The sequence below is a fragment of the Sphingosinicella sp. genome (assembly GCF_041916975.1).
In the GTDB taxonomy this organism is placed as follows: domain Bacteria; phylum Pseudomonadota; class Alphaproteobacteria; order Sphingomonadales; family Sphingomonadaceae; genus Sphingosinicella.
This window is the reverse complement of record NZ_JAYRYK010000001.1, coordinates 3,727,920-3,751,862: the sequence shown is the minus strand read 5'-3', so window position 1 is coordinate 3,751,862 and position 23,943 is coordinate 3,727,920. Positions and strand designations below refer to the sequence as shown.

The window sequence follows — 23,943 nt, the reverse complement described above, 5'->3', positions numbered from 1 at the left end:
GCCGCGCCGGTCGTTCAATCGACCGGCGCGGTGCCGTGCTTCTTGTCCATCGCAATCCGCTCTTCCGCGAGCACGCGGTGCGGACCATAGGTGAGCCCGGTCTGCAGGCTGCGATCTAACGCCTCCACCCACGCCTTGCGCTGAGCTTCCGGCAAACGGCGCACCTTCATGCGAAGGTCGTAACGCGCCTCGGGCGTCATCTTCAGATAACTCGCGGCATCCGGCACCTTGTAGCGTGTCGGGTTCTTGAACGGTGCGGGCTTCGGCGCAGGCGCCGGCTGCTTCGCGCCGGGCGCGAACACAAAGCGTATGCCGCGCGTCATCGCCACGGGAATGACGCTGCCGTGATCTTCGCCCGCGATCTTTTCGAAGCGCGCTTCGATGCCGGGCTGCGCGGCGAGGAATTCGGCATACTCGCGCGCGTTATCCACCATCTTGCGTTCCATCAGCAGCGGCAGGCGCGGATTCGGGAATTCCGGATCGACGCCCTGCTCGTATTCGCCCGCAGTAACGAGAACGCGCCCCGTCGCGCGGGTCGCCGCCAGCTTGGGGCCGATGCGGTCGCGAACGTTGTGATTGGCAAGCAGCCGGTTCTCGAACCACAGCGAGGGGCTCGCGGCGATCCAGTTGTCGAACAGTTCGGGCCGGTTCACCAGCGTATAGAGAACGAAGTGGCCGCCATAGGAATGTCCGAAGATCGTCTCACGCGCTGGATCAATCCGGAAGCGTGCCGTGATCGACGGCTTCAGCTCGTTCGCGATGAAATCCGCGAAGGATTCCGCACCGCCCGTTCCCGGCAAGGTCGGTTCCTGCGTGCCGAGGCGCGCGGTCAAATCGCGCGCGCGTTCGATGCGTGGGTCGAGATCCAGCGGATAACCGATCCCGATGACCACCGCCGGCTGCGATGCCTCGCGGCGTTCCATCGCGCGCACCGTATCCACCATCGTGCCGAACATGATGTTGGCATCGAGCACGTAAACGACGGGCCAGCCGCCAGCGGGGGCCTCGCCCTTCGGCCACGCCGCGAAGATCTGGTAGCGATGCCCGGATTTTGAGGTCACTTCCCAAGAGGTCGTATCCGGCAGCACGGATGCCTGCGCCGTCTGCGCCAACGCCTCCACAGGCGCCGCCGCCATCACGGTGACAGCCGCGGCGAATATGATCCCAAGTGCTGTTTTTGTCTTCATGCCTTCACCCCTCCCACCGGCGGAAAGACCGCCGTCACCTTGCTCGAATTGAACACGTAGGTCTGCACGAAATCGGACCATTCGCAGCGCTGGCCAAGTGCGTTCATCGCACCCGCAAGCGCGAACCAGTTGAGCAGTTCCTGATCGCCGGACTCCTCGATCTGGCGCAGGCTGAGATTGCGCCACACGTCCCAGTCACCGGCAACGAGCGCATCGTAAAGCCTGCGATCAAGCTCCACGTCCGGCTGCATCCGGTAGGTCCGATCGACGAGGAAGGCATGGCTCCAGCTCGACGACGCGATCAGCGCCACACGCCACGGGCTCTCGGCACAGATGCGCGCGACTTCCGCCCCCATGTCGAACACGCGGCGCGGCGACGGCGACGGCGGATCAAGCTCGCGCCCGCGATCGGCAAGTCGGCTGATGAAGCCGCGGTAGCTGATGACCGCGCGGCCATAGCAATTGATCTGGAACGGCACGACCGGCCAGGGGAATCCCTTGCGGTCGTAGTCGAGATAAAGAATCGAATTCAGGAATGCGTGCGGCAGGCTTGGATGGTGCAGCGGCTTGTAGGCGTAGGAAACGTCGAAGTCGCGTTCGAGCAGGGACTCCGCGAGATACTTGGCGGCCTTGCGATGGCCACGCACTGTAATCTCGAAGTCCTTGCGCTCATTCCACACGTTGGGCTTGCCGCCGCCCCACTCGTCTTCCTTATCGGAGAACATCGCGGATTCGGACGCGTGCCCCCACGGATGCACGGCCATGTCCTCATAGGCCATCACGCAGAAAGGCGGGATGATCGTCTCGCGGAAATTCTCATACTGGTCGTCACCCCAGATGATGACGAAATCGGGGTTGAAGGCATCGAGCGCCTCGCGCGCCTTGCGCAGCCCGTGCAGCATCGCCGCACGGTGGCGTGCCGCGCCCGCAAGCCCTTCGTCGCTGCCCCACTCCGCCTGCATGTCGGCGGGCCAGTTGGCAGGATCCTTTTCGTGGGGGGGAACATCCGGGTCCTGAAGGCGGCCCTTCAGGATATTGGCCATGTCGGCATCTCGCCCGCTGAGCGGCGGATAGTGCGACACACCGAGACCAAGCACTTCTCCCACGACGTCCGTCCCCTCTTTGCATATACAACGTATACGTTGTAATTCGTTGTTCGCGGAAAAAAGTCAAGAGCAAGTGCTTCCGCCGCGCCGAATAGCGCCCTTCCCTACTTCTTGAAGCCATCTCCGATCCGCGCACGCAGCGCGCGGCTGAGTGCGGTCGGCACGATCGAGCCGTGGTCCTCGCCTTCGGCAATGTAGATATCCGTGTTCACGCCCGTTGCGGCCTTCAGGCGCGAGACGACCTCGCGGCTGTCCGTCACCATCGGTATCCGCTTCGTTTCTTCGAGGCCGCCCGTGGCAACGAACACGCTGACAGGCGGATCGCCCGCCTTGCGCGCGGCAATGAATCGCCGCTCGTCTTCAAAAAGCGAGCGGTTGTTCCACCAGACCGACGGGCTGAACGCCAGATAGTTCTGGAACGCCTGCGGACGGTTGAACAGCGTGTAGAGCGTGAAGAACCCACCGAACGAATGGCCGAGCAGCGTCTGCCGCGTCCGGTCCACCGCATAAGCTTTTTCGACCGCCGGTTTCAGCTCGGTTTCGATAAACGAGAGGAAATCCGCCGCCCCGCCGCCGCTATCGGGCTCGAGCTGTCCGCCTTCGCCATGCTTGGGCGAATTCGCGCCCGGCGAACGCACGACATAATCGTAGCCGCGCCGCTTCTCGTCGAACGGCCCGTCGATCGGATAGCCGATGCCGACGACGAGTGCCGCCGAAACCCCGGTCCGTTCCGGTCGCCGCCCCTGCAGGCGCAGCGCATCCGAAACCGTCCCGAAATTGGCGTTGCCGTCGAGCACGTAGACAACCGGGTAGCCACCCGCCGGCGGCGGCGTGAGCGGTGGCGCAATCATGATGCGGTAGGTCTGGCCCTTGGAGGATGTCAGATCCCACTGCACCGATTGCGGCGTCGAAACCGCCTTTGGCGCATCGCTGTAAAAGGCGCCGATGCCGGGCCGTTTGCAGGGATCAAGGCCGAGATAGGCATCGTACCGCACGGCCTCTTCCTGCAGCGCGGCCTGCAGCCACGCCGGAAGCTTCGCCATCTCCTCCGCCATCTTGGCGTCGTAAACCGCCTTTTCGGCGGCGGGCAGTCCCCGCGCGCGCAGGCGGTAATGATAGCGCTGGTGCGGCACACGCTTCACATAGCCCCACGCATCGGGCACCGGCGGCTTGGGCATCGGGCCGTTGTAGCTGCCGGTCGTGCAATGATGCCGCGCAACGAGTTCGTTGCTGAGCGCCTCGTAAAGCCACGTGGGAAGCGTGTTGACCTGCTTCGAAAGCGCGGTGTTGTGCTCTTCCTTGAGTTCGGGCGGCAGGGCATCCACCCTGTCGCGAAGCGCGCTGCGCTCTTCGGGCGTCATCCGCACATAGTCCCAGGCCTCCGGCACGGGAATGCCCTGCGCCGAGACAGGCGAAGCAGAAAGCGTGGCGGCGAGGCAGAGGCCGAGCAGAAGCGGTTTCATCGTCATCCCCTTTAGCGCCCGCACACCTGCGGCAGCGCGCGCATCAGCGCCATCGTCTTCTCGAACACCGGGATCGCCGCCTTGTTGAGGTCCTCCCCGGCAAGGCTCGCATACAGGCCGAACACCGATTCCTGCGAGGCATCGTAGAAGATCACCGCACGCGTCATACCCTCGCGCGTCTTGCCGTCGCGCCCCTTGCCGCCCGGAAGCTCCACAGCGTGGATCGAGGTAACGAGGTCGGGCCGGATATGGCTGATAAGCCCATTCGCGCCCGGCGCTTTCACGTCGGTGAAGGCATCGTTCCGCTTGTTGCCGAGCAGCGCGGGCACCGGCCCCTCGAACTTCATGATCCAGCCCTTCTGGTCCATGATGAAGAACGCCACGGGCCATTCGGCCACCGAATCCCACACCGCCTTGAAGTGTGCGCCTGAAACGCCCGTCGCATACTCCGCGGGCAAACCCGAAGAGACGACTTCCTCGGCGAGGTTCATGTGCCGCCGCGCGACGAGCGGCGGCGCGCTGGGCAGCGCGGTATAAAAGCTGCGCACGGCGGCGGCCTGTTCGGGCGTGGCACACGTCGCCTGCGGAGCGGCCGTCGCAGTGGCAAGCGCGATGAGCGCGGTCGTTATCATAGTGAATACCCCTCCATCCCATTACAACGTATACGTTGCTTTATATCCTCAAAAGCCAATATCGGTCTCGTCAAAAGCGTCTTTCAGCGCGCGGGTTGCCGCCTTTTGCCTTTGGGCGGCGCGGTTTCCTCCGCGCGCGCGCGCATGGCTTCCCGCACCGCATCGGCCGTCCGCTGCAGGTGAACCTCGATCAGGCGGCTGGCGCGCAGCGACTTGCGGCTGAGTGCTGCCTCCGCGATGGCTTCATGTTCGTCGTGAACATCGCGCCCAGCCGGACGGTTCGCGAGCGAAATCGCCCGGTAACGCTCCGAATGCTGGTGCAGCGTCCGGCGCAGACGCACGAGCCACGCCGATCCGCACGCCGAAACGAGCGCCTCGTGGAACTGCGCATTGGCGCGCTCCCACTGGGCGAGCACGCCTTCGTCATTCTCGGAAAGCCGTTCCTCCAGCGACGACAGCGTCTCATAGGCCTGTCGAACACGCTCTTCCCACTCCGGGCCGCCGTTCTCGATGGAGCGAACCACCGCTTCGGTCTCGATAAGCGTGCGGATGGCCATGGTGTCGTCGAGCTCTTCGATCGAGATCGGCGAAACCCAGAAGCCCCGCTGCCCTTCCGCGTGCACCAGCGCGTCGCCGGTGAGCTTCACGAGCGCCTCGCGCAGCGGGCTCATGCCAACGCCGTAGCGCTTGATCAGCATGTCCATGCGCAGCTTGGTGCCGGGCGCGAGCACACCCGACACGATATCGCGGCGGAGCTGCTGGTACGTATGATTGGCGATCGTCTTGGCGACCGCTACGTCTTCGTTGCTGTCAGGGTCTTCGGTCATCGACGCATTCTAGAATGAACGGCACGCCGTTGGAAACCACCCCTGTGAAGAACGGGGACCGATACAGGCTGCACCGGTCCCCGCCTGCCCTGCCTAGAAGCGCTTGCGCAGCGTCAGCGACACCGTGCGCCCGATGATCGTGGCGTTCGCCTGATCATAGGGCTCGGCCGCGTTGTTCACCACGACACGGCCGGTATCGATGAACGGCGGGTCCTGGTTGAACACGTTGAGCGCGTTGAAGGTGAGCCCGGCATCACGGAAGGCACCGCCAAGGCCGGTGAGGTCGACGCCCAGCTGCAGATCGAAGGTCAGCCAGGAGTCGATCTTGACCGGCGAGGTGTTGGTGATGGGGGCACCCGTCGCCGACGGCACGTAGCAGCCGGAGACGCACTCGTAACCGCTCGTATAGTTCGCCGAAAGAACCGCGTTGAACGCCCCCTTCGACCAGGCGATACCCTGACGCGACTTGAACTCGACCGGGTTGCCGGTGCTTTCGTAAAGCCCCAGCTTGTCGACATAGCCGGCACCGGGAACGCCTTCGATCTCGTAGCCGGTGATCAGCGTGCCGTTGCCGAAGAGTTCGAATTCGCCCAGCGATCCCGCGTCGAACGCGTAGTTGAGCGAAAGATCGAAGCCCTGCATCTTCAGGTTCGCGAGGTTGGTCTGCGTCGCGTAGATGATACCCTGGATCTGGCTTGCGGTGCGGGTCGGGCCTGCGCCGGAAAGACCGATGAAGCGCGGATCGTCCATCAGCGACTGAACGAGCGCATCATCCGGGTTGAAGATCAGGTTGTTGATATAAGGGCTGGTACCCGTGGCGAAATAGTTCGCCAGAATGCCGCTCAGCGTACCACCGGTGATGCGCACCAGTCGGTTTTCGATCTTGATGTTGAAATAATTCACGCCGATGCGCAGGCCGGGGATCGGCGGCGGCGCAATATCGAGGCCAAGCGTCCATGTCGTGGCGGTCTCGGGCTTCAGCGTCGGACCGGCACCGCCGGAAACGACCATGCCGGTGAACGAGCAATTGCCCGTCGCCGAGCCCGGCGTTCCCGAGAAACCATTCAGCTCGACAAGCGTCGTATTGCACGGCGCGAAATAGAGCCCGTTGCCATAGAAGATCGCATTGCCGCCGCCGACCGGCTGCGGGCCGTCATACTGGAAACGCATCGGCGGGGCGTGGAACGACGTGCCCCAGCTGCCGCGGATGTTGAAGCCCTCGACCGGCGCATAGCGGAATCCAAACTTGGGATCGGTCGTCTTGAAGTCCTTCAGGCCCTTCGAGCTTTCGTGCCGAACCGCGGCCGAGAATTCGAGCGCCCGAATGCCGGGAACCGCATTCTCCTCGCCGAAGATCGGCAGCGAAACCTCGCCGAACATCGAGAAGATCTTCTGCTTCGTGGTGCCATAAGGCACGACGTGCGGATTGATGCTGCGGTAATTGAAATCGAGGACGCCGTTGATCTTTTCCTCGCGGTAATCGACGCCGCCCGCAAGCCGTAGCGGCCCGCCCGGCAGATCGATGAGCGTACCGTCCGCCTTCAGCGTCGTCTGGATCACGTCGGACTTGAACGTCAGATCCTCGTAGCCGATCAGCTGATTGAGCACTGCCGCCGAAAGCGGCTCCGACGAATAAGGATTGAACGTTTCATAGTTGAGACCGGCGCAATAGGTTTGCGCCTGCGTCGGCACCGCAATTGCACCGATATTGGACGAATTGAGTCCCATCAGCGAGCAGACGAGCGAGCTGGGCGCAAACGCGCCGCTCGGCAGATACTCCATCACGTTCGAATCGCGCAGTGCCTGGCTTTGCCGGAACTGCTTCTCGCGGCTGTAGGAGACAGTCGCATCGGCGATCCAGTCGCCGAACATCTCGTAGCGAACCCCACCTTCGAGCGCGAGGCTCTTTACCGCGACGTCACGGTGAAGCGACAGGTCGTCGATCACGACGCCGAAGTTGTTCGACACGCCCGTGATGTAGTTCGGATTGGTTGCGGGAAGGCTGTTGTAGCTGACGCCGTAGCCGGTGTTGTAGCTGCCCTTGCGGTGCGTGTAGCGAGCGTCGCCGTAAACTTCGAGCCGGTCGCCGATCTGCTGGTCGAACGACATGAACAGGCTGTGCCGCTGCATTTCGGGCAGGATGTCGAACGACTCCCACGGGTCGTAGCTGTTGCCGAAGCCGCCCGTTGCGGGGGTCAGCGAGCCGACCGTCAGACCCGTGCCCGGGCCCACCGGAACGGTATACGCAACCGGACTGTTCGAAGAGGCGCCGGCGGTGAAGATGTTCGCAGCCGTACCCGCGCGGCTGGTGTACCGCGGCCAGTTGACGCCGCCGCGATCGGAGAAGTCGCCGCCGTTGAAATTGCGCTGCGAGGCAAGCACGTTTTCCTGCTTGTTGTATTCATAGCCGAGGACGACGTTGCCGCTGTCCCAGCCCGTGCCCCAGACGAGGCTGCCCTGATATTCGAAGCCGCCGCCTTCCGTGGCGGTGCCGATGCGGCCCACGGCGTGAAGCCCGTCGACCTTGCGCTTCAGGATGATGTTGACGACACCGCCGACAGCGTCCGATCCGTAAACGGCGGAGGCGCCGTCCTGCAGGATTTCGATACGCTCGATCGCGGCAACGGGAATGTTCGAGATATCGACATAGTCACCGAACTGCCCCGACACCGCGACGCGGCGACCGTTCACGAGCACCAGCGTCGACAGCGCGCCAAGGCCGCGCAGGTTGACGCCCGAGCCGCCGGTCATGTTCGAGCCGCCCGAGCTGGTATCCTGACCGCCGCGGTTGCCGTCCGATTTGGCGGCGCCGCCAGCGAAGTTCACGGGAAGCTCGCGCATCAGCTCGGCGATCGTCGCCTTGCCGGTCTTCGCGAGATCTTCGGCGGTAAGCGATTGCACGGCACTGCCGATCACTTCGGCGCCACGAATGTTGGTGCCGGTCACGACGATCAGCTCGTCCTCTATGGACGCCGTCTCCTGCGACCATGCGGGCGCGGCCGCCAGCATCGCCGCCAGCGAGACAGTTGCACAGGCCATAGCGCGAACTTGAATCTTCATCTCTCAACCCCCTAGTGGGCGACCGCTTCGCGGCGCATCAAATTCCCATTGCAATGTCTACGTCGCATTCTTTCGGTCGCCAAACTAATTTTCTAAATTTTTGGCGTTATTGGCACTTAATAACCAGAATCACGCTTGATATTTCGAAAACCCTCAGGCATCTCGAAGCACGATAGCGCCGCGAAGCCGTAATGGCTCCCGCGTGCCGCAAGGAACGCGAATGCACGGACAGGCTTCGAGAAACATCATGAAATCATTGGGACAGTTCATCGACGGCGCCTACGAGGATGCGGGCATCAGCCGCTTCGACGTCGTCAATCCCGTTACCGGCGAGGTAGCTTACATAACGTACGAAGCCGGCCGCGACCAGGTGGACCGCGCCGTTGCCGCCGCGCGCGCCGCACTCTCCGGCCCATGGGTGCGATTCTCGGCGGCGGAGCGCGGCGCCATTCTCCGCAAGCTCGCGAACCGTATCGCCGAGCGCTCCGAAGAGTTCCTCCGCGCGGAAGTGCTCGATACGGGCAAGCCTGCGGACATGGCTTCGCACCTCGATATCCCGCGCGGTGCCGCCAATTTCAGCTTTTTCGCCGATACCGCGCCGATGGCGATGGGCGAGGCCTTCCCCGCCCCCACGCCGGACGGCGCCGGCGCACTCAATTACACCCTGCGCACACCGCGCGGCGTGATCGCGGTGGTCTGCCCGTGGAACCTGCCGCTGTTGCTGATGACCTGGAAAGTCGCACCCGCGCTCGCCTGCGGCAACACCGTGGTCGTGAAGCCTTCGGAAGAAACCCCGGCCACCGCCACGCTGCTCGGCGAAGTGATGAACGAGGTCGGCATTCCCAAGGGCGTCTTCAACGTCGTCAACGGCTTCGGCGCGGGCTCTACCGGTGAATTCCTGACCAGCCACCCCGATATCGACGGCATCACCTTCACCGGCGAAACGGTGACGGGCACGGCGATCATGAAGGCTGCGGCAGAGGGTATTCGCCCGGTCTCCTTCGAGCTTGGCGGCAAGAACGCCGCGGTCGTCTTCGCGGACTGCGACCTCGACCGCGCGATCGCGGGCACGATGCGCTCGGCGTTTCTCAATTGTGGTCAGGTCTGCCTCGGCACCGAGCGCATCTATGTGGAGCGCCCGTTGTTCGACACGTTCGTCGAAAAGCTCGCCGCGCAGGTGAAGACGCTGAAGCCCGGCGACCCGTGGGACAAGGCGAGCAATTTCGGCCCACTGATCTCGGAAGTCCACCGTCAGAAGGTGCTCTCTTATTACGCCAAAGCGAAGGCCGAGGGTGCAACGATCGTCACCGGCGGCGGCATTCCCGACATGCCCGGCAAGCTCGCCGGCGGAAGCTGGATCGAACCGACGATCTGGACCGGGCTTCCCGAAAGCTCGGCCGTGATCCAGGAAGAGATCTTCGGCCCCTGCTGTCACATCGCGCCGTTCGACACCGAGGACGAAGCCGTCGCGCTTGCGAACGCCGGCCCCTATGGCCTCGCCGCATCGCTCTGGACGCGCGACCTTTCGCGCGCGCACCGTCTCGCGGCACGCATCGAGGTTGGCACGCTCTGGATCAACAGCTGGTTCCTGCGTGATCTGCGCGCGGCGTTCGGCGGCTCCAAAAAGTCTGGCATCGGGCGCGAAGGCGGCCTCCACGGCCTCGATTTCTATACCGAGCAGCGCAATGTCTGCATCCATCTTTAGGGCCATCACAGCCGCGGCCTGCCTGCTCGCAGCTGCGCCCGCCGCCGCTGCGGAAATGCCGCAACCGAAGGTGGATTTCATCTACCCCGGTCCGCACGGCACGATCTTCGACCGCGTCTGCAAGGAATGGATTCATCGCGATGTGAATCCGGCCGACGTCAAGGAGCTGCTCGCACGCAAGGCGGAATTCGAAGCGCACTGGGAAAAGACCGGCAAGGAATACATGCGTCTCGCGCTCGAAGCGACGGGCCGCCCCTATCCCTATGCGGAAATCCAGGCAACGCTTTCGGTCTGCGCGCCGGATTCGATGGCGTTTCCGCTCATCATCCGCATGAACGATTTCCTCGCGTCGAACACCGAATATTACGTGCACGATTTCGGCCTGCTCGCCTTCCACGAGCTGATGCATCACTACGCGCAGGCGATCGAACACAAGTCGCCGATCTTCGCCAAATACGCGGACGTGCCCTTCTCGATCCGCGCGCACATCCACGTCGTCGCGTTCGAACGCTACGTTCTGGAAAAGACCGGCCGCACCGAGCAGCTCGCGAAGCTGCGCGATTATTATGCCTCGCGCGAAGAACCGACCTACATCCGCGCTTGGGAAATCGTCGACAAGGAAGGCGTCGCCGCCGTTGTCGCCGATGCAGGAGTGAAACCGTGAACAGCAGCAATCCCGTTATCGCCGCGGCGGACGCCCTGTCCGCAGCCGCCGCATCCGGCACGCCTTGCGCCCCCGTGAAGGACGGCATCGCCGCGCTCGGCATCGATGGCGCTTATGCCGTCCAGTCCGAACTCACCCGCCGCGCCATCGCCGGTGCGCGCACGCTCGTCGGGCGCAAGATCGGCCTCACCTCCAAGGCGGTGCAGACACAGCTCGGCGTTGATCAGCCCGACTACGGGATGCTCTTCGCCGACATGGAGATCGCCGATCACGAGATCATCCCGCTCGCGCGCTTCCTGCAGCCGCGTGTCGAGGCGGAGATCGCGTTCGTGCTGGACCGCGACCTCGACGATGCCGAGATCACGCTCGGCAAGCTCATTCCGGCCATCGCCTTCGCGCTTCCGGCCATCGAGATCGTCGACAGCCGCATCGCCGACTGGAAGATTTCCATTCTCGACACCATCGCCGACAACGCCTCCAGCGGCGCCTACGTGCTCGGCGGTTCGCCTGCGAAGATCGGCGACCTCGATCTTCGCCTCTGCGGCATGTCGATGGAACTGAAGGGCGAGCCCGTGTCGGTCGGCTGCGGCGCGGCGTGCCTCGGCAATCCGCTCAATGCCGCGCTCTGGCTCGCACGCCGCATGGCCGCGCTCGGCAGCCCCCTGAAGGCGGGCGATGTCGTGCTGTCGGGCGCGCTCGGCCCGATGATCCCGGTAACGCCGGGCGCGAGCTACACCGCGCGCATCAACGGCCTCGGCACCGTCACCGCACATTTCGGGGAGAAGGCATGATGAGCGTCGACACCCAGCGCATCGGGCTGTTCCTCGACAACGCCGCGCGCACCGCAACCGCCGTGCCGCAATTCATCGGCAGCGAGGCCTTCGATCTCGACGCCGCCTACCGCATCCAGCAGGCGAGCATCGCCGCCCGCCTGCAGCGCGGCGAGCGCATCGTCGGCATGAAGATGGGTTTCACCAGCCGCGCCAAGATGGTGCAGATGGGTGTTTCCGACATGATCTGCGGCCGTCTCACCGACGCGATGCTCGTGGAGGACGGCGGCAGCATCCGCATGGCGGATTTCGTGCACCCCCGCGTCGAACCGGAGATCGCCTTCCTGCTGAAACGCTCCATTCGCGGCAAGCTGACGCCGCTGCAGGCAATGGATGCCGTGGAAGCCGTTGCCCCCGCGCTTGAAATCATCGACTCGCGCTACGAAGCATTCAAGTTCTCGCTCAGCGACGTCGTCGCCGACAACAGCTCCTCGTCGGCGTTCGTCGTCGGCGCATGGTGCCGCCCGGACAGCGATCTCGACAATCTCGGCATGGTCATGAGCTTCGACGGCCGCGCCGAAGCGATCGGATCGAGCGCCGCCATCCTCGGCCACCCTGCCCGCTCGCTCGCCGCCGCCGCGCGCCTTGCCGACGAGCGCGGCCTCGAACTCGAAGCCGGCTCCATCGTGCTCGCGGGCGGCGCGACCGCCGCGAGTGCACTCCGCGCCGGGCTTCATGTCTCGCTCGAGGTGCAAAACCTCGGCTTCACCGGTTTCTCGGTCACGGAGTAGCACCATGCCCATCGTTCAGGTGAACATCCTCGAAGGCCGTTCGCAGGAAGCGAAAAGCGATTTCGCGCGCGCCGTTACAGACGCCGCCGTGGAGCATCTCGGCGTACAGCCGACGCAGGTTCGCGTGCTCATCAACGACGTAGCACCGCAGCATTGGTTCACGGCGGGCGCATCCAAGGCGCCGGTGGCCTGATCATGGCAACCGTCGCAGCCCCCGCCCGCTCCGGCCCTGTGCTCAGCCGCAAGGCGCGCGTCCGTCTGTTCTGGCTGAAGCTGCATCGCTGGATCGGCCTTGCCCTGCTCGTCGTGATGGCGGCGTTCGGCATCACCGGCTCGGTTCTGGTCTGGCCCGACACGTTCGATGCGATGGTGAACCCCGGCCGCTACACGACCGTCGACGCGTCCGGTTTCGTGCCGACCGAGACCTTCCTTGAAAAGGCACGCGCCGCGCTTCCCGAAGGCGACCGCATCAGCGGCCTTCGTATCACCGAAAGCGGCACAATTCTGGTTGCCGGCGACGTCAACGGCCCGCCCGCCGCGGGGCTGGGGCCGCCCAGCCGCGTGCAGGTCTGGCTGCACCCCGAAACCGGCGCCGTACTCGACAGGAACGAAGGCGCGGGCGGCTTCATTTGGGCCATGCACGCGATCCACGGTCACCTGCTGCTCAAAACGCTGGGACGCGAGGCCGTTGCACTCTCCGGCGTGATCCTGCTTTTCACCTCTGTGGTCGGTGTGTGGTTGTGGTGGCCCGGCCGCCGCAATCTCGTTCGTGCACTCGCGTGGCGGAAACAGTATTCAAAGAGCATGAACCTGCATCGCCAGACCGGCGCCGTGCTTGCCGTCGTCATCATCCTTGAGGCAGCGACCGGCACGTGGATCGCGCTTCCGCGTCTCTTCGGCCAGCTTGTCGAGCCGAGCGCCGAAGCCGCACGCGCGCCCACGGAAGGCCCGCCCGCCTCTGCGCCGATGGCCCGTACCGCACTTTCGATCGAAGCCGCTGTCCACCAGGCAGCGGGAGCCCTCCCGGGCGCCGGACCGGTCATCACCGTATTCACGCCGAGCGAAACGAATCCGGTCTGGGCGGTCAGCCTCCGCACGCCGGGCGGCCCCGCCACCGTTCTCGTGAACGACACGAACGGCAGCGCAACGGTTCGCGAAGAGCCGGCTCCCGGTCGTGCCGAGCGCGTCACCACGGTCATGGAAGCCATCCATTTCGGCCACGGCCCGCTGGTCTGGACCGTCATCATCTTCGCCTCGGGCATCGTGCTAACGCTGCTGTCGGTCACGGGCCTGTTGATCTGGATGCAGGAACGCGCGCGCCGCATGAAGCGGGGCGCGAAGGCATGACGGCACAGGCGGAAGCCGAACGGCGGCTGCGCATCGCGGGCCGCGCCGTTGCGCGCGCCGGGTTCGTGCACGCCTATGGGCACTGCTCGCTTCGCGTCGATGCCGATCATTTCCTCGTCTCGCCGTCGATGCCGCTCGGCCTCGTGCCGCCCGGCGCACCGTGCCATCTGCTCCGCATCGATGCGCCGCTGCCGGAAAACGTGCTCGGCGAGGTCCGCATCCACCGCGAGATCTACCGGCGGCGACCCGATGTCTCCGGTATCGTCCGCTCGATGCCGCCGCATGTGATGACGCTCGCCGCGCACAGTGCCGTGCCCGTGCCGCGCCACGGCTTCGGCACCTATTTCCATCCCGCGCCCGAGCTCTGGAACGATATCCAGCTCCTGCGGTCGGACGAGGCAGCCGCGCAGCTCGCGGACCAACTCGGCGGCGGCCGCGCCATCCTGATGCGCGGCAATGGCGCAGTGGTCGCGGGCGGCTCCATCGAAGAAGCCGTCGTGCTCACCTGGTATCTGGAAGATATGGCGCGCGTCGATCTTGCCGGGCGCGCCGCCGGGCTCTCCGGCGCCCCCACGCCCGATGCCGCCGCCTGCGCCGCGCGCGCCACGTGGGCCGGTGCGATCCGCGAACGCATGTGGGATTATCTGACGGTGGACGATCCCGAATATCGTTCCTAAAAGCGGCGCATGGCAAAAAAACCATTCGCCGATTTCGATCTCGCCTTTTCCGCTGGTCATCTTCTTCGCCGCTGCCACCAGCGTTCGCACGAACTCTTCAACGAAACCATGGCGCCTTTCGGCCTCACGCGGCAGCAGACCGCGCTGCTCATCACGCTGCTGCGCGAGCCCGGCACGAGCGTGCAGGAGCTTGCGGACATCACCGGCACCGATCGCAACACGCTCGGCGGCATCATCACGCGCCTCGTCTCGAAAGGCCTCGTCGATCAGCGCCGCTCCGAACGCGACGCACGCGCCTACGAGCTTGAAATCTCGCCGCAGGGCCTCGCCCTGCTGCACGACATGGAAGCGGGCGTGAAGCAGGTGCAGGAGCAGATCCTCGCACCGCTCGATGCTGAAGAACGCGCAACCTTCATTCGCTACGCGCGCAAGCTCGCGGGCCTCGGCTGAGCGGCCCTACAGCAGCGCGGCGAACGGCGTCATCGCCTCCGCCGCCGCCAGCGCTGTCTCCTGCAAGCGGCTGAGCACCGGCACACGCGTATGCCGTGCCGGCCAGTTTCCTGAGCCCGAGAGCGATATCGCGAACGTCACCGTGCCGCTCGCGGCAGGCACCGGAACGGCAAGGCAGGTGAGGCCGGAAACCACCTCTTCGTCATCCACGGCATAGCCTTCCGCGCGGATGCGATCGAATGCCTGCCGCAAGGCGTCCGGGTCGGTGATCGTGCGGGGTGTCAGCGCGATGAACGGTGCGCTGGCGAGATATTCGGCCTGATCCTCCCCGGACAGGTGCGCGAGCAGAACCTTGCCGATGCCCGAACAATACGCCTCCAGCTGAATGCCTTCGCGCGTGAACAGGCCTGTCTCGTCGCCTTCCTTGATCAGGTACGTCACCATGTTGCTTTCAAGGCGCCCGAGATGCGCCGTCAGCCCCGTGCGCTGTGCCAGCTTCGCAAGCACGGGCCGCGCCGCCTCCGCAGCCGCGGTATGCGCCGAGACGGCACCGCTGACCGCGAGCAGCGCCGGACCCGCCACGAAATGGCCGCGCCGCACCCTGTGCAGATAGCCGCCCTTCGCGAGCGTCGTGGCGAGGCGGTGCGTGGTGGCGATCGGCAGGCCGAGATCCTGCCCGATATCGAGCGTGGATCGCCGCGCCCCATCGCGCGCGACGGCCGCGAGCAGCGCAAGGCCCCGCTCAAGCGCAGCGACGGATGGCATTCCCTTTTTCACCTGATGAGAACTAGAGCCTTTGGCTCGCTGTGCGCAACTGCTGCTTGCGCTTATGGTCGGCGGCGAAAAACAGCGGCGAAAAACAGGAGAACCGATCTTGGGCCGGGATTTGGAAAACACTGCCGCGCGGCTGCGCGATGCCTACGCCGGATCGGTGATCCCGCCGCTCCGCGACGCGCTGGAGCCGAACGACGTGGACGGCGCCTATGCCGTCCAGGCGATCAACACCCGCTTCTGGGAAGCCGCCGGCCGCCGCATCGTCGGACGCAAGGTGGGATTGACCGCGAAGGCCGTGCAGCAGCAGCTGGGCGTCGATCAGCCCGATTTCGGCGTGCTGTTCGACGACATGGAAGTCGCCGACGGCGGCGTCATCCTGGCCGGGCGCCTGATCCAGCCCAAGGCCGAGGCGGAGGTCGCCCTGATCCTCGGCAGCGATCTTGCCGGGCCGGATATCACGCGCGCCGATGTCGAAGCGGCCGTCGCGGAGGTCGCCGCCGCCATCGAGATCGTCGACAGCCGCATCGCCGACTGGAAGATCACCTTCGCCGACACGGTCGCCGACAACGGCTCCTCGGCCATGTTCGCGCTGTCGGAAACCCGCAAACCCCTCGCCGGTCTTGATCTCTGGACCTGCGGCATGGCGCTCGAAGTGAACGGCGCGCTCGTCTCATTGGGCGCAGGCTGCGCCTGCCTCGGCCACCCGCTGAACGCCGCCGCATGGCTCGCGCAGACGCTCGCGGCACGCGGCGAGCCGCTGCGCGCAGGCGACATCATCCTCACAGGCGCGCTCGGCCCTATGGTCCCCATCCAGCCCGGCGACAGCGTGCGCGCCACCATCGGCGGGCTCGGCACCGTCTCATTCAGTTGCGGAAAGGAAGGCGCATGAGCGCGAAGGTAAAGGTCGCGATCATCGGTTCGGGCAATATCGGCACTGACCTGATGATCAAGGTGATGCGCCTGTCGGATACGCTGGAAATGGGCGCGTTCGTCGGCATCGATCCGGAATCGGACGGGTTGAAGCGCGCCGAGCGTCTCGGCGTGCCGATCACTGCGGGCGGCATCGACGGTCTCGTCGCCATGCCGGAGTTCGCCGACATCGCCATCGTGTTCGATGCCACGTCCGCAGGCGCGCACGCGAAGCACAACGAGATCCTGCAAGCCCACGGCAAGCGCGTGATCGATCTCACCCCCGCCGCGATCGGTCCCTTCACGATCCCGCCGGTGAACGGCGACGCGAACCTCGACGAGCGCAACGTCAATATGGTGACCTGCGGCGGTCAGGCGACGATCCCGATCGTGAACGCCGTGAACCGCGTGGCGAAGGTGCATTACGGCGAGATCGTCGCGTCGATCGCCTCCAAGTCCGCAGGCCCCGGCACGCGCGCGAACATCGACGAGTTCACCGAAACCACGAGCCGCGCCATCGTCGAGGTCGGCGGCGCGACGCGCGGCAAGGCGATCATCATTCTGAACCCCGCGGAACCGCCGCTCATCATGCGCGATACGGTCTATTGCCTCGCCGAAGACGGCGACACCGCAGCGATCGAAGCCTCCGTCGAGGCGATGGTCGCCGAGGTGCAGAAGTACGTGCCGGGCTACCGCATGAAGCAGAAGGTGCAGTTCGAGCATATCGGCTCCAACCGGCCTTTGCGGATCCCGGAGATGGACGGCGAATTCACCGGCCTCAAGGTCAGCGTGTTCCTCGAAGTGGAAGGCGCGGCCCACTACCTTCCCGCCTACGCGGGCAATCTCGACATCATGACCTCCGCGGCATTGAAGACCGCCGAGAAGATCGCGGAAAGGATCGCCGCATGAGCTTCGACCCCACCCAAACCAAGCTCTACATTCAGGACGTGACGCTGCGCGACGGGATGCACGCCATCCGTCACCAATATGGTCTCGACCATGTGAAGGCGATCGCGAAGGTTCTCGATCGCGCGAAGGTAGATGCCATCGAAGTCGCCCACGGCGACGGGCTTTCCGGCGGCTCGTTCAACTACGGCTTCGGCGCGCACACCGATTGGGACTGGATCGCCGCCGTCGCCGATGTGCTCGAGCACAGCGTGCTGACGACGCTCCTCCTCCCCGGCATCGGCACGATCCACGACCTCAAGCACGCCTATGATCTCGGCGTGCGCTCGGTGCGCGTCGCGACGCATTGCACCGAGGCGGACGTTTCGAAGCAGCACATCGAACACGCGCGCGGCCTCGGCATGGACGTCTCGGGCTTCCTGATGATGAGCCACATGTCGGAGCCGGAGCCCCTAGCGAAACAGGCGAAGCTGATGGAAGACTACGGCGCGCACTGCGTCTACGTCACCGACAGCGGCGGCGCGATGACGATGGATCAGTATGCCGCGCGCCTGCAGGCCTACGACCGCGTGCTGAAGCCCGAAACGCAGCGCGGCGTCCACGCCCACCACAACCTGTCGCTCGGCGTCGCGAACTCGATTGTCGCCGTCCAGAACGGCGCGGTGCGTGTCGATGCGAGCCTCGCGGGCATGGGCGCTGGCGCGGGCAACGCCCCGCTCGAAGTGTTCATCGCCGCCGCCGACGTTCACGGCTGGAACCACGGCTGCGATCTCTACGCGCTGATGGATGCCGCGGAGGATCTCGTCCGGCCCTTGCAGGACCGCCCCGTCCGCGTCGACCGCGAGACGCTCACGCTCGGCTACGCAGGCGTCTATTCGAGCTTCCTGCGCCACGCCGAGAAAGCCGCGGCGGAGTATGGCCTCGATACGCGCGCGATCCTCGTCGAACTCGGCCGCCGCAAGATGGTCGGCGGTCAGGAAGACATGATCGTCGACGTCGCGCTCGACATGCTCAAGGAAAGCGCGGCCTAAACGGTAACGACGATCCGCCCACGCACCTTGCCCTGGAGGATGTCGCCCGCCGAGGGAATGACGTCCTCCAGCGCGATCTCGCGGATCATGCTTTCGAGCTTCGCGGGATCGAGGTCGCGGGCCAGCCGACTCCACGCCTCCTCCCGATCCGCGCGCGGCGCCATGACGCTGTCGACGCCCGAAAGCGTCACATTGCGCAGGATGAACGGATAGAGCGTCGCCGGCAGGTCGATGCCCTGCGCAAGACCCGTCGCCGCAACGATACCGCCATAGCGCGTCTGCGCGCAGACGTTGACGAGCGTATGGCTGCCCACCGTGTCGATCGCCCCTGCCCAGCGCTCCGCCTGCATCGGCGCACCGGGTTCGGCGAGCGTATTGCGGTCGATGATTTCCGCCGCGCCAAGCGCCTTCAGATAGTCCGCACCTTCGGGCCGTCCCGTGGAAGCGACAACGCGGTAGCCGAGTTTCGAAAGCACCGAGATCGCAACACTGCCGACCCCGCCGCTCGCACCCGTCACGATCACGTCGCCGTCACCCGGCTTCACGCCCAGCTTTTCGAGCCGAAGCACGCAGAGCATCGCCGCGTAACCCGCCGTGCCGATTGCCATCGCCTGCCGCGTCGTGAAGGCATCCGGCAGGCGCACGAGCCAGTCGCCATTCACCCGCGCCTTGCCCGCAAGCCCGCCCCAGTGCCGCTCGCCGACGCCCCAGCCGTTCAGCACCACGCGGTCGCCCGCTTTCCAGTCCGGGTGATCGCTCGCCTCCACAACGCCCGCGAAATCGATACCCGGCACCATCGGGAAGCTCTGGATGAGCGGGATCGCGCCGGTGATGGCGAGCCCATCCTTGAAGTTCACCGTCGAGTATTCGACGCGCACGGTCACGTTGCCCTGAGGCAAGTCACCATCTTCCAGCGTCGCGATCCTCGCCGCCTGCCCGGCGTCGGTCTTGTCGATAACAATGGCCTTGAACATGCGGTGAAACTCCTATGATTTCCGAAGGCGATCGGCGAGCGCACGGCCGTTCAGCAGGCCCCACGGGATCAGAAGCCCCGTCTTCGCCTTGTACTCTGCCCAGCCCGGATGACGCGAGATCGCGTGATCCTTCTGGTACATGCGCGGCAGGAAGGTGGAGACGGTCGCGTAAATCACGATCGCCCACGCGATCCAGTGCTGCGCGAGCAGCGCATAGGCCGAATAGATCATGATCTCGCCGAGGTAATTCGGGTTGCGCGTGTACGCATAAAGCCCGCCTGTAAAAAGCCCCGAACGATACTTCAGCGTAAAGTGCCGCTGCCCGTCCGCCGAGATCATCGTAACGACGCCAAGCGTATGGAGCGCAATCGCGGCGGCAAGCATCGGCCCCGAAGGATCGATATGCCGCGAGAGGAACAGCCACGGGATCAGCCAGTACCACGCGACCAGCATCACATACATGTTCACCGCGCCCCACCACGCCGTCGTGCGGTCGAGCTGGTGGTCGCGGAAACCCAGATCCTTGATCAGCCAGCAATAGCCGTAGCAGCCGTGCAGTGCGAGATAGACCCAGGCCGCGTCGCTGAAATTGTCCGTCACCCGCATCATCCCGAAGATGATGAACACGGTGAAAATCTTGTGCAGATTCACCGCCGTCGCGACCTTGATGCGCGGGCTGCCCTTCGCCTCGAAGATTAGGTTCGCATGAATCCAAAGCATGAAGCGCGCCCACGCCGGAACGGGTTCGCGCTCCGTCTCCGCTCCGCCGATTGCCGTCGTCGCCATGATGCCCTCCCGTCAGAGTATCTCGTAGGTGCGGTACTGCACGCCGCCGTTCCCCGTGCTGCCGATCCCGACCGCGCAGATACCGTTCAACCACGCATAAGCCGGGCTACCGGTTTCGAAGAGAACGAGCGTGCGGAAATAATAGCGCGAGGGATCGACGGGCTCCGCCGCCGCCACGTCCAGCACGGCAGGCAGCAGGGCCGGATCAGCAACGATGCGCCCCGTATAGGTGAGATAGACAAGCGCGCCGTCATCGGTTTCCACCGTGGCGCGCACATCGAGCGCGATCGACCCATCGCTGCGCACGAGTGCCCAGTCACCCCCGGGCGGAATGAATCGGCCGTTCAGCCGCTCACCTTTGATCGTACCACCGCCTACCGGGAAGATCGCGCGCTGTCCGTTCGGCGTCGCGCCGATCGTGATGGGCGCGGTGAGCGCGATGTCCGCGTCATAAAGGTGCCGGTATCGAAGCTCGGTCATGCCGCCGTATACCCTCCGTCCACGATGAGTTCGCTTCCCGTCATGTACCGCGCATCGTCGCTCGCGAGAAACAGGATCGGCGCCGCAATTTCGTCAGGGACCGCGAACCGCCCGATGGGAATCCGCGCCAGCGTCTCCGCCGCGAACGCCGCCCCCGCCTCGGCTTCCATCGTGCCGATAGCGTCCGACACCAGCAGCGTATCGGTGTAGCCGGGGTGCATGGAATTGACGCGGATCGGATAGCCGTGCCGCGCACAGTGCAGCGCCGCATTGCGCGTGAGCAGCTTCACCGCCCCCTTCGAGGCGTTGTAGGCAGCAAGCAAGGGCTCGCCGACATTACCTGCGATGGAGGCGATGTTCACGATCGCCCCGCCCCTCTCCTTCATCGCGCCGATCGCGGCTTTGGTGCCGAGGAATACACCCTCCACGTTCACCGCCATGGTCAGCCGCCAATCGGCGAGCGTCGTGTCTTCCACGGAAGCAATGCGCGCGATACCGGCATTGTTCACCAGCACATCGAGGCGGCCATGCCGATGGATCACGTCCGCGACGAGCCGGTCCCAGTCCGCCTCGCGCGTCACATCCTGCACGGCCGCCTCAACGGCCAGGCCCTCGCCCGAAAGGCGCGCCGCCTGCGCCTCCACTTCTCCGCTCAGCACATCGGTGATGACGACCACCGCGCCCTCGCGCGCGAACCGCTCGGCGGAGGCAAGGCCGATGCCCCGCGCCCCGCCGGTGATGACGACGACCTTGCCTTCGAAACGCCGCATGATCGCCTCCGCCTCAGAACCGCGCCGTGACTTCGACGCCGTAGGTGCGCGGCGATGCCCGGTTCAGATAATCGAGGCCGAACACATCGATGTTGAGCCCGTATGTGTAATAGAACTTGTTGGTGAGGTTCTTGCCCCACACGCTGATCGACACGTTTTCCATGTCGTAGGTCAGGCGGCTGTTGAACAGCCAGTAGCCGGGATTGCCGCAGGCGATGGCGGGGCCGGCCTGCAGGATGTTGAAGCCGGGCGCAGGCGTGTCGCACGGCGATTGGCCGTAGTCCTTGAACGGGTCGAAATAATATTTGCCCATGTAGGACGTGTCGCCACGCAGCGTCAGCGTGCCGTTCCCGATCTCGGCGACATCCCAGTCGAAACCAGCCGAGAACGTGATCTCCGGCGCGTTCGGGAACGGATTGCCGTTCACGTTGCGCGTCGGGCTGCTCGGGTTGGTGGGATCGAGCACGTTGCCCTTGTATTTGCTGTTCAGGAGCCCGAGCGACGCATCGAAGCGCAGCGTGTCGAGCGCCTGCCACGCCAGCTCCGCCTCGCCGCCGTAAAGGCGCCCGTTGGCACTGCGTGTGAAGGTGGTGGCGCCGATCACCTGCGTCACCTGATGGTTCGAATAATCGTAATAGAAGCCCGCGAGATTGAGCTGCACGCTACGATCGAACAGCCGCGTCTTCAGGCCGCCTTCGTATGCGTTCACCTTCTCGGGCTGGATGTAATAAACCTGATTGGTGCCCTGATAGGCAAGGCCGTTGAAACTGCCGCTGCGATAGCCGCGGCTGTAGTTCACATAGCCCATGATATCGTCGGTGAAATCGTAGCTCACGTTGATGCGGCCGGTCAGCCGGTTCGCCTTCTCACGCTGGCTCACCGCAGCGAGGCTCGGATTGTAGGGGAAGCTGTACGGGATCGTGCTTGCCACGATGTTGTTGCCCGAAAGATCGTAAAGGATCGTGCGGCCGTTCGAGTACTTCACCTTGTCCATCGTGTAGCGAAGGCCGACGCTGATATTGAGCTGATCGGTCACGTCGAAACTCACGTCGCCGTAGATCGCCTTCGAAGGCCGCGTGATCGTGTAATATTGGTCGCCGAGGATGGGGCTGAACGGCGGCGCACCCGCCGCACGGCACGCGGCTGAAAAGGCCCCGCCGAACCCGCCGCCGCCGCTGTTGTCGATGGCGATGTCGGTCAGCAGCGCAACGAGAGAACGCGCATCGAGGAACCCGGTGGGATTGACGTTCACCGGCGCGCAGAAACCCGGATCGGTCGGCGCAAGCGTCGGATCGAGCGCGAACGCGGGCAGGATGCCGATCGAATCCGGCGTCGCGATCGCGGGATTGCTATAGGTGCCGGGCAGCCCCGCGCCGAGCAGGATCGGACGCAGGATGCCGAAGAAATCGACCTCGTTATGCGTATCCACCTTGTCGCGGCCGTAATAAAGGCCGCCGATCACGTTGATCCGGTCGCCATTGTAGGTCAGGCGCAGGTCCTGATTGAAGTTCTCGCTCTTCGAATTGTACCGCAGCGAGCAGAGATCGTTCGGCGATCCGTCGCAGTCGAACGGCGAATTGCGGTACTTGCCCTTGTCGTACCCGGTGATCGAGGTCAGCGTCAGCTCGTCGCTGACATCGTAAGCGATGGTGAGCGCCACGCCCTTTGAGGAGCTGTAATATTTGCCCCCCGTGTCGGATGCCACCTCGTTCCGGTTCAGCAGGCGTCCGCCGAGCGCCGCCTGCGGATCGTAGCGCGAATAGCCGAGCGCATCCCGCCCGCCGCTCAGTTGCCCCTGCGAATAGGCGAGCGCCGCCCACGGATCGTCCTTCGAGGCGTAAGCCTTCACGGTGATGTCGAGCGCATCGGTCGGCTTGAAGCGCACCGTGACGCGCCCCGCGATCGAATCCGTGGTGGCGACGTCGCGGTCCTGGATCGGGTTGAACATGAACCCGTCGCCCTTGGATCGGGTGCCGGCGAAGCGGATACCGAGCTTATCTGGCACCAGTGTCGCTTCGAACGCGGCTTCGGCGGTCTTGGTGTCGTAGTTGCCGTAGCCGAGCGTCAGATAGCCGTCCATGCCGTCGAGATCGGGGCGCTTCGTGAAGAAGCTGATCGCGCCGCCCGTGGTGTTGCGACCATAAAGCGTACCCTGCGGGCCGCGCAGCACCTCAACGCGGTCGAGGTCGTAAAGCTGCTGGCCGTGGCTGGCGCGGAAGCTCTGGTAGACCTCATCCACGTAAACGCCCACGGGTGAAGCCGTGGAGGCGGTGAATTCGTTCGCCACCGAGATGCCGCGCAGCGAGAAGTTCGGCTGCGTCTTGCCGTAGGGCGTCGTCACCTGAAGGTTGGGCATCGTGCCCATCAGATCGGAGGTTTCCGAAACGCCCCGCGCCGCGAGATCGTCGCCGGTGAATGCCGAAACGGCGACCGGCACATCCTGCAGATTCTGGCTGCGCTTCTGCGCGGTGACAACGATTTCCTCAAGGCCGCCCGAAACTTCGGTCGCGGCGTCCTGTGCGAATGCGGGCGCGGCCATTGCCGTCGAAAGCAGCAGCAGCGACAGTCGCGTCGTTTGCATTTTCCTGTCCATATGATCCTCCCCTGATCGTTTGTGCGGACAAAACTCACCTG

23 protein-coding genes are annotated in these 23,943 nt (G+C 64.8%); 11 read left to right on the top strand and 12 right to left on the bottom strand.

The window, feature by feature from the left end; translation table 11 throughout:
* Positions 1 to 14: 14 nt before the first annotated feature.
* From ACE3TJ_RS17570 to ACE3TJ_RS17545, 6 genes are all read right to left on the bottom strand, one after another.
* Positions 15 to 1,187, bottom strand: a complete 1,173-nt coding sequence (locus ACE3TJ_RS17570) for an alpha/beta hydrolase (RefSeq protein ID WP_374598504.1) — start codon at positions 1,185 to 1,187, stop codon at positions 15 to 17.
* Positions 1,184 to 2,293, bottom strand: a complete 1,110-nt coding sequence (locus tag ACE3TJ_RS17565) for a hypothetical protein (protein WP_374598502.1) — start codon at positions 2,291 to 2,293, stop codon at positions 1,184 to 1,186. The genes ACE3TJ_RS17570 and ACE3TJ_RS17565 overlap by 4 nt, the downstream gene beginning before the upstream one ends.
* A 104-nt stretch (positions 2,294 to 2,397) precedes the next feature.
* The gene (locus tag ACE3TJ_RS17560; RefSeq protein ID WP_374598500.1) at positions 2,398 to 3,756 is read right to left on the bottom strand and encodes an alpha/beta hydrolase; all 1,359 of its coding nucleotides are present in this window, start codon (positions 3,754 to 3,756) and stop codon (positions 2,398 to 2,400) included.
* 11 nt (positions 3,757 to 3,767) lie between these two features.
* The gene (locus tag ACE3TJ_RS17555; RefSeq protein ID WP_374598498.1) at positions 3,768 to 4,388 is read right to left on the bottom strand and encodes a ChuX/HutX family heme-like substrate-binding protein; all 621 of its coding nucleotides are present in this window, start codon (positions 4,386 to 4,388) and stop codon (positions 3,768 to 3,770) included.
* Positions 4,389 to 4,471: 83 nt separating this feature from the next.
* On the bottom strand, positions 4,472 to 5,215 hold the full coding sequence (locus ACE3TJ_RS17550) for a GntR family transcriptional regulator (protein WP_374598496.1): 744 nt from the start codon (positions 5,213 to 5,215) through the stop codon (positions 4,472 to 4,474).
* Positions 5,216 to 5,308: 93 nt separating this feature from the next.
* Positions 5,309 to 8,275, bottom strand: a complete 2,967-nt coding sequence (locus tag ACE3TJ_RS17545; protein ID WP_374598494.1) for a TonB-dependent receptor plug domain-containing protein — start codon at positions 8,273 to 8,275, stop codon at positions 5,309 to 5,311.
* A gap of 247 nt (positions 8,276 to 8,522) precedes the next feature.
* On the opposite strand from ACE3TJ_RS17545, the gene ACE3TJ_RS17540 reads away from it, so the two are divergent.
* Genes ACE3TJ_RS17540 through ACE3TJ_RS17505 form a run of 8 tightly spaced genes read left to right on the top strand, consistent with a single transcriptional unit; the run spans position 8,523 to position 14,679 of the window.
* On the top strand, positions 8,523 to 9,980 hold the full coding sequence (locus tag ACE3TJ_RS17540; protein WP_374598492.1) for a 2-hydroxymuconic semialdehyde dehydrogenase: 1,458 nt from the start codon (positions 8,523 to 8,525) through the stop codon (positions 9,978 to 9,980).
* Positions 9,961 to 10,644: a hypothetical protein gene (locus tag ACE3TJ_RS17535; RefSeq protein WP_374598490.1), complete on the top strand. Its 684-nt coding sequence runs from the start codon at positions 9,961 to 9,963 to the stop codon at positions 10,642 to 10,644. The genes ACE3TJ_RS17540 and ACE3TJ_RS17535 overlap by 20 nt, the downstream gene beginning before the upstream one ends.
* Entirely contained in the window at positions 10,641 to 11,435 is a 795-nt protein-coding gene (locus ACE3TJ_RS17530) for a 2-keto-4-pentenoate hydratase (protein WP_374598488.1), read from the top strand. The genes ACE3TJ_RS17535 and ACE3TJ_RS17530 overlap by 4 nt, the downstream gene beginning before the upstream one ends.
* Positions 11,435 to 12,205: a 2-keto-4-pentenoate hydratase gene (locus tag ACE3TJ_RS17525; protein WP_374598486.1), complete on the top strand. Its 771-nt coding sequence runs from the start codon at positions 11,435 to 11,437 to the stop codon at positions 12,203 to 12,205. The genes ACE3TJ_RS17530 and ACE3TJ_RS17525 overlap by 1 nt, the downstream gene beginning before the upstream one ends.
* A 4-nt stretch (positions 12,206 to 12,209) precedes the next feature.
* On the top strand, positions 12,210 to 12,398 hold the full coding sequence (locus ACE3TJ_RS17520; RefSeq protein ID WP_374598484.1) for a 4-oxalocrotonate tautomerase family protein: 189 nt from the start codon (positions 12,210 to 12,212) through the stop codon (positions 12,396 to 12,398).
* A gap of 2 nt (positions 12,399 to 12,400) precedes the next feature.
* A complete protein-coding gene (locus ACE3TJ_RS17515; RefSeq protein ID WP_374598482.1) occupies positions 12,401 to 13,552 on the top strand; it encodes a PepSY-associated TM helix domain-containing protein in 1,152 nt (383 codons plus the stop codon).
* The gene (locus ACE3TJ_RS17510) at positions 13,549 to 14,229 is read left to right on the top strand and encodes a class II aldolase/adducin family protein (protein ID WP_374598480.1); all 681 of its coding nucleotides are present in this window, start codon (positions 13,549 to 13,551) and stop codon (positions 14,227 to 14,229) included. Before ACE3TJ_RS17515 ends, ACE3TJ_RS17510 begins: the two co-directional genes overlap by 4 nt.
* Positions 14,230 to 14,238: 9 nt before the next feature.
* A complete protein-coding gene (locus ACE3TJ_RS17505; RefSeq protein WP_374598478.1) occupies positions 14,239 to 14,679 on the top strand; it encodes a MarR family winged helix-turn-helix transcriptional regulator in 441 nt (146 codons plus the stop codon).
* 6 nt (positions 14,680 to 14,685) lie between these two features.
* Here ACE3TJ_RS17505 and ACE3TJ_RS17500 read toward each other — a convergent pair whose 3' ends face one another.
* Positions 14,686 to 15,444, bottom strand: coding sequence for an IclR family transcriptional regulator (locus ACE3TJ_RS17500; protein ID WP_374598476.1), 759 nt, complete (start codon positions 15,442 to 15,444; stop codon positions 14,686 to 14,688).
* A gap of 109 nt (positions 15,445 to 15,553) precedes the next feature.
* Here ACE3TJ_RS17500 and ACE3TJ_RS17495 point away from each other — a divergent pair, with 109 nt between their 5' ends.
* The 3 genes from ACE3TJ_RS17495 to dmpG are packed head-to-tail and all read left to right on the top strand — an operon-like array spanning position 15,554 to position 18,299.
* Positions 15,554 to 16,342, top strand: coding sequence for a 2-keto-4-pentenoate hydratase (locus ACE3TJ_RS17495; protein ID WP_374598474.1), 789 nt, complete (start codon positions 15,554 to 15,556; stop codon positions 16,340 to 16,342).
* Complete coding sequence (locus ACE3TJ_RS17490) at positions 16,339 to 17,271, top strand: acetaldehyde dehydrogenase (acetylating) (RefSeq protein ID WP_374598472.1); 933 nt, start codon at positions 16,339 to 16,341, stop codon at positions 17,269 to 17,271. The genes ACE3TJ_RS17495 and ACE3TJ_RS17490 overlap by 4 nt, the downstream gene beginning before the upstream one ends.
* Positions 17,268 to 18,299, top strand: coding sequence for a 4-hydroxy-2-oxovalerate aldolase (gene dmpG, locus ACE3TJ_RS17485; protein WP_374598470.1), 1,032 nt, complete (start codon positions 17,268 to 17,270; stop codon positions 18,297 to 18,299). Before ACE3TJ_RS17490 ends, dmpG begins: the two co-directional genes overlap by 4 nt.
* Here dmpG and ACE3TJ_RS17480 read toward each other — a convergent pair.
* From ACE3TJ_RS17480 to ACE3TJ_RS17460, 5 genes are read right to left on the bottom strand one after another with little or no spacing between them, the layout of a single operon-like run.
* A complete protein-coding gene (locus ACE3TJ_RS17480) occupies positions 18,296 to 19,273 on the bottom strand; it encodes an MDR family oxidoreductase (protein ID WP_374598468.1) in 978 nt (325 codons plus the stop codon). The genes dmpG and ACE3TJ_RS17480 overlap by 4 nt on opposite strands.
* 12 nt (positions 19,274 to 19,285) lie before the next feature.
* Positions 19,286 to 20,059 (bottom strand): isoprenylcysteine carboxylmethyltransferase family protein, encoded by a 774-nt coding sequence (locus tag ACE3TJ_RS17475; RefSeq protein ID WP_374598466.1) that lies wholly within the window; start codon positions 20,057 to 20,059, stop codon positions 19,286 to 19,288.
* A gap of 12 nt (positions 20,060 to 20,071) precedes the next feature.
* Positions 20,072 to 20,539: a DUF3237 domain-containing protein gene (locus ACE3TJ_RS17470; protein ID WP_374598464.1), complete on the bottom strand. Its 468-nt coding sequence runs from the start codon at positions 20,537 to 20,539 to the stop codon at positions 20,072 to 20,074.
* The gene (locus tag ACE3TJ_RS17465; RefSeq protein WP_374598462.1) at positions 20,536 to 21,309 is read right to left on the bottom strand and encodes a glucose 1-dehydrogenase; all 774 of its coding nucleotides are present in this window, start codon (positions 21,307 to 21,309) and stop codon (positions 20,536 to 20,538) included. The genes ACE3TJ_RS17470 and ACE3TJ_RS17465 overlap by 4 nt, the downstream gene beginning before the upstream one ends.
* A 13-nt stretch (positions 21,310 to 21,322) precedes the next feature.
* Entirely contained in the window at positions 21,323 to 23,890 is a 2,568-nt protein-coding gene (locus tag ACE3TJ_RS17460) for a TonB-dependent receptor (RefSeq protein WP_374598460.1), read from the bottom strand.
* Positions 23,891 to 23,943: the final 53 nt, after the last annotated feature.

Bases quoted from the DNA above. Each gene is read 5' to 3' on its own strand.
- ACE3TJ_RS17515 (WP_374598482.1), top strand. From the start codon at position 12,401: ATGGCAACCGTCGCAGCCCCCGCCCGCTCCGGCCCTGTGCTCAGCCGC.
- ACE3TJ_RS17490 (WP_374598472.1), top strand. From the start codon at position 16,339: ATGAGCGCGAAGGTAAAGGTCGCGATCATCGGTTCGGGCAATATCGGC.
- ACE3TJ_RS17470 (WP_374598464.1), bottom strand. From the start codon at position 20,539: ATGACCGAGCTTCGATACCGGCACCTTTATGACGCGGACATCGCGCTC.
- dmpG (WP_374598470.1), top strand. From the start codon at position 17,268: ATGAGCTTCGACCCCACCCAAACCAAGCTCTACATTCAGGACGTGACG.
- ACE3TJ_RS17535 (WP_374598490.1), top strand. From the start codon at position 9,961: ATGTCTGCATCCATCTTTAGGGCCATCACAGCCGCGGCCTGCCTGCTC.
- ACE3TJ_RS17550 (WP_374598496.1), bottom strand. From the start codon at position 5,215: ATGACCGAAGACCCTGACAGCAACGAAGACGTAGCGGTCGCCAAGACG.
- ACE3TJ_RS17510 (WP_374598480.1), top strand. From the start codon at position 13,549: ATGACGGCACAGGCGGAAGCCGAACGGCGGCTGCGCATCGCGGGCCGC.
- ACE3TJ_RS17475 (WP_374598466.1), bottom strand. From the start codon at position 20,059: ATGGCGACGACGGCAATCGGCGGAGCGGAGACGGAGCGCGAACCCGTT.
- ACE3TJ_RS17570 (WP_374598504.1), bottom strand. From the start codon at position 1,187: ATGAAGACAAAAACAGCACTTGGGATCATATTCGCCGCGGCTGTCACC.
- ACE3TJ_RS17560 (WP_374598500.1), bottom strand. From the start codon at position 3,756: ATGAAACCGCTTCTGCTCGGCCTCTGCCTCGCCGCCACGCTTTCTGCT.
- ACE3TJ_RS17545 (WP_374598494.1), bottom strand. From the start codon at position 8,275: ATGAAGATTCAAGTTCGCGCTATGGCCTGTGCAACTGTCTCGCTGGCG.
- ACE3TJ_RS17500 (WP_374598476.1), bottom strand. From the start codon at position 15,444: ATGCCATCCGTCGCTGCGCTTGAGCGGGGCCTTGCGCTGCTCGCGGCC.
- ACE3TJ_RS17525 (WP_374598486.1), top strand. From the start codon at position 11,435: ATGAGCGTCGACACCCAGCGCATCGGGCTGTTCCTCGACAACGCCGCG.
- ACE3TJ_RS17540 (WP_374598492.1), top strand. From the start codon at position 8,523: ATGAAATCATTGGGACAGTTCATCGACGGCGCCTACGAGGATGCGGGC.
- ACE3TJ_RS17555 (WP_374598498.1), bottom strand. From the start codon at position 4,388: ATGATAACGACCGCGCTCATCGCGCTTGCCACTGCGACGGCCGCTCCG.
- ACE3TJ_RS17505 (WP_374598478.1), top strand. From the start codon at position 14,239: ATGGCAAAAAAACCATTCGCCGATTTCGATCTCGCCTTTTCCGCTGGT.
- ACE3TJ_RS17465 (WP_374598462.1), bottom strand. From the start codon at position 21,309: ATGCGGCGTTTCGAAGGCAAGGTCGTCGTCATCACCGGCGGGGCGCGG.
- ACE3TJ_RS17520 (WP_374598484.1), top strand. From the start codon at position 12,210: ATGCCCATCGTTCAGGTGAACATCCTCGAAGGCCGTTCGCAGGAAGCG.
- ACE3TJ_RS17480 (WP_374598468.1), bottom strand. From the start codon at position 19,273: ATGTTCAAGGCCATTGTTATCGACAAGACCGACGCCGGGCAGGCGGCG.
- ACE3TJ_RS17460 (WP_374598460.1), bottom strand. From the start codon at position 23,890: ATGCAAACGACGCGACTGTCGCTGCTGCTGCTTTCGACGGCAATGGCC.